Genomic DNA, 6,542 nt, shown 5'->3' with positions numbered 1-6,542 from the left:
GTGCTGAAGACCGACCCCAGCCGCACCGCCGAGGAACGGCAGGCGGCCACGCACCAGACCGTCGGGCGCAAGCTCGCCGGCCGCCGTCGTATATCCGCCGCGCTCGGCCGGGTAGGCGGGCCGCCTGACGGGTAACCGTCGCGGACCACGTCAGGGCACGCCCAAGGGCCACCGCACGGGGGAGTGCAGCGCACATGGGCATTGGTAGTGGCATCTTTCTCATCGCGCTGGGCGCGATCATGACCTTCGCCATCCGGGCCAACGTCTGGTGGATCGACCTGCGCGCGGTCGGCTGGGTCTTCATCCTGGCCGGCCTCGCCGTCCTGCTCACCACGCTCTGGTTCTGGCAGGACCGGCGCAAGCGGGCCCGCACGCTGATCGTCGAGGAGAACCGGCTCTCCCACCCGACCGCGATGATGCCCCCGCCGCCGGACCCGCCGCCGCCCACCGCACCACCCTCCTGATCCTCGGGCGGCGGCGGTCAGCCCCGGGCGGTGTGCCGATCGACGATCGGCGCGCCGCCCGCCGCCAGTTCCGCCCACGGCACCCCGAGGCGGTGCACCACCAGGTCGGTGGTGCGCAGCCCGTCCGGGTCCGCCCGCTCCGGGTCGAGCAGGGCGGACAGCAGCGAGATGCCCGGGTTGTGGGCGACCAGCAGCACCGTGCGAGGCGTCGCGTCGACCGTCCGGACCAGCGCCAGCAGGTCGTCCGGGTGCGCCTCGTACGCTGCTGTCTCGTAGCGCACCACCGGGGTGGACCCCGCCGGCCCGCCCTCCGGAGGGGAACCAGTCATGCCCAGGGCCACGTCGTGCCAGGTCTGCCGGGTGCGCCGGGCCGCCGAGCAGAGCACCACGTCGGGCAGGATCGCGTGCCGGGCCAGCCAGGCCCCGGCGGCGGCCGCGTCGGCGTGCCCCCGCGCGGTCAGCCGGCGTTCCAGGTCCTGATCGCCTCCGGCGGGCTGTTCGGCCTTGGCGTGCCGGAGCAGCACCAATGTCCTGGTCTCGGCATGGGCGTCGGTCATCTGCCCAGCTTGCCTGATTGACGATCGGAGCGCCTGGGTAAGTCGATGGATGCCGCTCGCTCATCGATGGCCGCGGTGGAAACGCCAGCTGACAGCCAGGGAGGCGACGTCATGGGCATCGGTGCCAGTATTTTCCTCATCGCGCTGGGTGCGATCTTCGCGTTCGCCGTGGAGGCCGACCTGGGGTGGCTCAACCTCAACGTGGTCGGCTGGGTGCTGATGCTCGCCGGCGTCGCCGGCCTGCTCACCACCCTCTACTTCTGGAACACCCGTCGGCGGACCGTCGTCGCCACCCCGGTGCGCGAGGACCGGGTCGTGGCTGACCGGGTCGTCCCGGTGCAGGACGACCGGGTGGTCCGGGAGGAGTACCGCGAGGTGCGCCGCCCCGGTTACCCGGCCTGATCCACCCCCGTACGACGCAGGGCCCCGCAACGGTGCGGGGCCCTGCGTCCGTCTGCGCTCAGGCGAAGAGCGCGAAGTAGATGGCGATGTGGTGGCAGATCGCGGCGAGCAGCGTGCACGCGTGGAAGAACTCGTGGTGGCCGAAGACGGTGGGCCACGGGTTGGGTCGGCGCAGCGCGTAGAAGACCGCGCCGGCGCTGTAGGCCGCCCCGCCGGCCGCGAGCAGCACCAGGACGGTGACGCCGCCCTCGTGCAGGATCTGCGGCAGCATCGCCACCGACACCCAGCCGAGCGCCAGGTAGAGCGGCGCGGAGACCCAGCGCGGCGCGTGCGGCCAGATCATCTTCACCGCCACGCCGGCCAGCGCCCCGCCCCAGACGAGGCTGAGCATGATCGTTGCCAGCCGCCGGTCGAGCAGCAGGACGCAGAACGGCGTGTAGGTGCCGGCGATGAACACGAAGATCATCGAATGGTCCATCCGGCGCATGATCTGGTAGCCCCGCTCCGACCACACCCGCCGGTGGTAGAGCGCGCTGGTGCCGAAGAGGCCGCAGACGGTCAGGCTGTAGATCAGGCAGCTGACCAGCGGTGCCCAGCCCGGCCGGGTGGCCGCGACGGAACACAGGACGATGCCGCACAGCAGGGCGACGAAGAACGCGTAGGTGTGCAGCCAGCCGCGCATCCGCGGCTTGCCGAGGTCGACCGGCTTGAGTCGAAGCCGTGCGGAGGTGGTCACGCACCTAGGTTACGGCACCGTAGGTTACCTGCAAGTAGTGCGGCTTGTCACCCACCCGAACAGGTCCACCGGCCCTGCCGGAGCCATCGATCGGGGAGTATGGCGGCATGCGGATCCGACCCGTCGGCCGGCACGCCCTGCTGCTGGACTGCGACGACCCCGACCAGGTCGAGGCGTGGCGGGCCGAGCTGTGGCGGCGCCGCGACGCCGGCGAGCTGACCGCCGCTGAGATCGTCCCGGCCGCGGCGACCGTGCTGCTCGACGGCGTACCGGACCCCGGGTCGGCCGCCGCGCGGATCGCCCGCTGGACGCCCCGACCCGCCACCACCCACACCGTCGCCGCCGGAGCGGTCGAGGTGCCCGCCGTGTACGACGGAGAGGACCTGCCCGTCGTCGCCGGGCACTGGGGGACGGACGTGGCGGCGGTCGTCGACCGGCTCGCTCGCACCGAGTTCCGGGTGGCGTTCTGCGGGTTCGCGCCCGGGTTCGCGTACCTGGCCGGGCTGCCGCCCGAATGCGCGGTGCCCCGACGGGCCACCCCCCGCCCCCGGGTGCCGGCCGGCGCGGTGGCCCTCGCCGGCCCGTACGCCGGGATCTATCCCACCGCCTCGCCGGGCGGCTGGCAGCTGGTCGGGCGGACCGGGCTGACCCTGTTCGACGTGCGCGCCGACCCGCCCGCCCTGCTGGCCCCCGGCACCCGGGTCCGGCTGGTGTCCCGCGAGGGCGACGAGTGAGCCGGCCCGGCTTCCTCGAGGTGCTCCGGGCCGGCCCGCTCACCACCGTCCAGGACCTCGGCCGCCCCGGGTACGCGCACCTCGGCGTGCCCCGGTCCGGCGCGCTCGACCCGGCCGCGCTGGCGCTGGCCAACCGGCTGGTCGGCAACGCCGAATCCGCCGCCGGCCTGGAGGTCACCCTGACCGGTTGCGTGCTGCGCCCCACCCGGGCGGTCACCGTGGCGCTCGTCGGTGCCGACGCGGACGTCCGGGTCGGTACCCGCCCCGGCGACCTGGGCCGACCGCTGCCGGTGCCGGCCGGCGTGGAGCTGAGGCTCGGCCCGCCCCGCGCCGGGCTGCGCACCTGGCTCGCCGTCGACGGCGGGATCGCCGTCGAGCCGGTGCTCGGCAGCCGGGCCACCGACACCCTCTCCGGACTCGGCCCACCCCCGGTCCGCGACGGCGACCTGCTGCCGCTCGGCCCGTGGCCCGGGCCGCCCGCGCCGGTCGACGTCACCGTCGTCCGGCCGGTGCCCGGCGAGGTGCGGCTGGCCGTACGACCCGGACCGCGCGCCGACTGGTTCACCGCCGGCGCGCTCGACACGCTGCTGGCCACCGCGTACACGGTCAGCCCGCTGAGCAACCGGGTGGGCACCCGGCTGGTCGGCGCGGCGCTGCCCCGCGCGGTCGCCGGGGAACTGCCCAGCGAGGGCGTGGTGCTCGGCGCGGTGCAGGTGCCGGCGGACGGCCAACCGTTGATCTTCCTGGCCGACCACCCCACCACCGGCGGGTACCCGGTCCTCGCGATGGTGGACGACGTGACCGGGCTCGCGCAGGCCCGGCCAGGGACTACGGTGAGATTCCATGGACCTCAACGCTGACCTCGGCGAGGGATTCGGCATCTGGCGGCTCGGCGACGACGAGGCGCTGCTCGACCTGGTCACCTCCGCCAACGTCGCCTGCGGCTTCCACGGCGGGGACCCGTCCACCATGCGCCGGGTCTGCGCCGCAGCCGGCGAACGCGGGGTCGCCGTCGGCGCCCAGGTCGGCTACCGGGACCTCGCCGGCTTCGGCCGCCGGCACATCGCGTACGCCTTCACCGAGCTGCGCGACGAGACCACCTACCAGCTCGGCGCGCTGGACGGCTTCTGCCGCCTCTTCGGCACCCGGGTCCGCTACCTCAAGCCGCACGGCGCGCTCTACCACGCCGCGGCCGTCGACGAGTCCCAGGCCGCCGCCCTGGTCGCCGCCGTCGCCGGGTACGACGACCAACTGCCCATCCTCTGCGCGCCCGGGTCGAAGCTCGCCCAGCTCGCCGTCGGCGCCGGGCTGCGGGTGGTCGCCGAGGGCTTCGCCGACCGGGGCTACCTGCCCAACGGCACGCTGGTGCCCCGGACCGCGCTCGGCGCGCTGGTCACCGACCCGGAGGAGGTGGCCAACCGGGCGGTCCGGATGGCCACCGAACACACCGTGGTCGCGGTCGACGGCACCGTCGTGCCGTGCGCGGTCGGGTCGATCTGCCTGCACGGCGACACCCCGGGCGCGGTCGCCTCGGCGGCGCTCGTCCGGGCCGCCCTGATCGACGCCGGCGTCACCCCGAAACCGTTCACCTGAAATCCGCCCGCCCGGTAAATGAATCACCGTGCCGGTGCGTGAAGGGAACGTGCAGCGAGAACGGGCGGAGTTCGCGGACTTCTACCACCACGGCCGGGACGACTGCCTGCGTGCCGTGCTGGCGGTCACCGGCGACCGGGGTCCGGGCCGCCCTCGCCACCGGCCCCGTCCGGGACTGCGCGCTGACCAGCGCGCCGCCCCGGTGAACCGGGCCCCGGTCAGGCGTCCATGCCGCGCAGGACCAGCGGCACCCGACTCGCGCCGCCGTCCACCACCCGCACCGGGACACCCCAGTCCTGCCGGGTCAGGTGGCAGGCGGCGTGCTCGACGTCGGCGTCACAGGTGGCCGCCTGTGCGGTCACCTGGAGCACGCCCTCGGCCACCGCACCGTCGATCACCAGCCGGCGGGACAGGTCGGTGGTGGTGCCGGCCCCCTCCAGCAGCAGCTCCGGTGGCGAGGCGGAGACCATCAGGCGGGTGGACGGGCCGTACGTGTCGTCGAGCTTCTGCCCCGGCGCGGGCGTGAAGATGACGGCCAGGGTCAGCTCGCCGGGCGCGACGTCCGTCGGCTTGCGCTCCATCCGGTGCCGAGGGCCGTCGACCGTGCTCGCCCCCGCCGCGGAGAGCGCACCCGGGGCCAGCCGGGTCAGCCGGTGCGCGGCCGACTCGACCACGAGCACCTCGCCCTCGGCGGTCAGCACCAGGTCGCTCGGCTCGGCCAGGCCGTCGGCCACCGTGCCGACCTGGTTGGTATCCGGGTCGAAGCGGCGCACCGCGCCGTTGTAGGTGTCCGCGATCAGCACCGAACCGTCCGGCAGCGCACAGACTCCGAGCGGGTGCTGGAGCAGCGCCCGGTCGGCCGGACCGTCGACGTGGCCGAAGTCGAAGAGCCCCTGCCCGACGGCGGTGCCCAGCACCCCGTTCTCCACGTACCGGATCGCGCTGGTCTCACTGTCGGCCACCCAGAGCCGGGCACCGTCCGCCGAGACCGACAGGCCGGACGGCTGCGCCATCCACGCCTCGGACAGCGGGCCGTCGCGCAGCGCCTCCACGGTGGTACCCGCGTACATGCCGGCGGTCCGCCGGATCGGGTCGAACCACCAGAGTTGGTGGATGCCGGCCATCGCGATGACGACCTTGTCGTCGTACCAGGCGAGATCCCAGGGGGAGGAGAGGTCGACCGAGAGCGCGTCGTGCGCGTGGTCGTCGACCGTCGATCGCCACTGCCGGCCGGTGCCGGCGACGGTCACCACCTCGCCGGTCGCCAGCCGTACGCCGCGCAGCAGGTGGTTGACGGTGTCCGCGACCAGCAGGTCGTAGCCGGCCACCTCGGCGGCGTGCGCGGGGAGCAGGCAGAGCCCCTGCGGTTCCGAGAAGGAGGCCGCCTCCGCCGGGCCGTCGGTGCGACCCCGCTCGCCGGAGCCGATCCGGCGGACCAGCTTCTCCCCGTCCGGGGCCAGCTCGACCAGGGAGTGCCGGGCCGAGTCGGAGACCAGCAGGTTGCCGCTGTCGAGCAGCACGGCCTTGCCGGGGAAGCGCAGCACCGTCTCCGGCTCCGCGGGCGGGACGTACGGGCCGTCGCCGCGGTGCAGGGTGCCCTTCGCCTCGTGCGTGGCGATCAGGTCGTCGACCAGCCGGGCCAGCCCCTCGGCGTGCCCCTCGCCGGCCATGGTGGCCACCACGTAGCCCTCCGGGTCGACCACCGACAGGGTCGGCCAGGCCTTCGCCGCGTACTGCTGCCACATGTCCAGCTCGGGGTCGTCCAGCACCGGGTGGTGCACCCCGTACCGCTCGACGGCCGCGGCCAGCGCGTCCGGGTCCTTCTCGTGCTCGAACTTCGGCGAGTGCACGCCGACCACGACAAGCACGTCGGCGTACTTCTCCTCGAGCGGGCGCAGCTCGTCGAGCACGTGCAGGCAGTTGATGCAGCAGAAGGTCCAGAAGTCCAGCAGGACGATCTTGCCGCGCAGGTCGGCGAGCTTCAGTTCCCGCCCACCGGTGTTCAGCCAGCCCCGACCGCGCAGCTCGGGGGCCCGTACTCGTGCGCTCATGCCCC

Annotated in this window: 8 protein-coding genes; 5 read left to right on the top strand and 3 right to left on the bottom strand. The window is 74.2% G+C overall.

Annotated features, from left to right (window positions below; genetic code table 11):
- Positions 1 to 194 precede the first annotated feature (194 nt).
- Entirely contained in the window at positions 195 to 464 is a 270-nt protein-coding gene (locus V6U81_RS09420) for a DUF6458 family protein (RefSeq protein ID WP_067300694.1), read from the top strand.
- Between the two features lie 17 nt (positions 465 to 481).
- On the opposite strand, the gene V6U81_RS09415 is transcribed toward V6U81_RS09420, so the two are convergent.
- Complete coding sequence (locus V6U81_RS09415) at positions 482 to 1,021, bottom strand: SixA phosphatase family protein (RefSeq protein WP_334486783.1); 540 nt, start codon at positions 1,019 to 1,021, stop codon at positions 482 to 484.
- 111 nt (positions 1,022 to 1,132) lie between these two features.
- Here V6U81_RS09415 and V6U81_RS09410 point away from each other — a divergent pair, with 111 nt between their 5' ends.
- Positions 1,133 to 1,423: a DUF6458 family protein gene (locus tag V6U81_RS09410; protein ID WP_334486780.1), complete on the top strand. Its 291-nt coding sequence runs from the start codon at positions 1,133 to 1,135 to the stop codon at positions 1,421 to 1,423.
- Between the two features lie 58 nt (positions 1,424 to 1,481).
- Here V6U81_RS09410 and trhA read toward each other — a convergent pair whose 3' ends face one another.
- Positions 1,482 to 2,159 (bottom strand): PAQR family membrane homeostasis protein TrhA, encoded by a 678-nt coding sequence (gene trhA / locus V6U81_RS09405; protein WP_334486777.1) that lies wholly within the window; start codon positions 2,157 to 2,159, stop codon positions 1,482 to 1,484.
- Between the two features lie 107 nt (positions 2,160 to 2,266).
- Here trhA and V6U81_RS09400 point away from each other — a divergent pair, with 107 nt between their 5' ends.
- Genes V6U81_RS09400 through V6U81_RS09390 form a run of 3 tightly spaced genes read left to right on the top strand, consistent with a single transcriptional unit; the run spans position 2,267 to position 4,486 of the window.
- Positions 2,267 to 2,893, top strand: a complete 627-nt coding sequence (locus tag V6U81_RS09400) for a 5-oxoprolinase subunit B family protein (protein ID WP_334486775.1) — start codon at positions 2,267 to 2,269, stop codon at positions 2,891 to 2,893.
- Positions 2,779 to 3,753: a 5-oxoprolinase subunit C family protein gene (locus V6U81_RS09395; protein ID WP_420884003.1), complete on the top strand. Its 975-nt coding sequence runs from the start codon at positions 2,779 to 2,781 to the stop codon at positions 3,751 to 3,753. The genes V6U81_RS09400 and V6U81_RS09395 overlap by 115 nt, the downstream gene beginning before the upstream one ends.
- Positions 3,737 to 4,486 carry a LamB/YcsF family protein gene (locus tag V6U81_RS09390; RefSeq protein WP_334486772.1) on the top strand — a complete coding sequence of 250 codons (750 nt, stop codon included), beginning with the start codon at positions 3,737 to 3,739 and terminating at the stop codon, positions 4,484 to 4,486. The genes V6U81_RS09395 and V6U81_RS09390 overlap by 17 nt, the downstream gene beginning before the upstream one ends.
- A 218-nt stretch (positions 4,487 to 4,704) precedes the next feature.
- On the opposite strand, the gene V6U81_RS09385 is transcribed toward V6U81_RS09390, so the two are convergent.
- Complete coding sequence (locus V6U81_RS09385; RefSeq protein WP_334486769.1) at positions 4,705 to 6,537, bottom strand: NHL domain-containing thioredoxin family protein; 1,833 nt, start codon at positions 6,535 to 6,537, stop codon at positions 4,705 to 4,707.
- Between the last annotated feature and the right edge of the window lie 5 nt (positions 6,538 to 6,542).

The organism is Micromonospora lacuserhaii (genome assembly GCF_036902735.1).
In the GTDB taxonomy this organism is placed as follows: domain Bacteria; phylum Actinomycetota; class Actinomycetes; order Mycobacteriales; family Micromonosporaceae; genus Micromonospora.
Note: the sequence above shows the minus strand (reverse complement) of the source record. Positions and strands in the feature narration are given on the sequence as shown.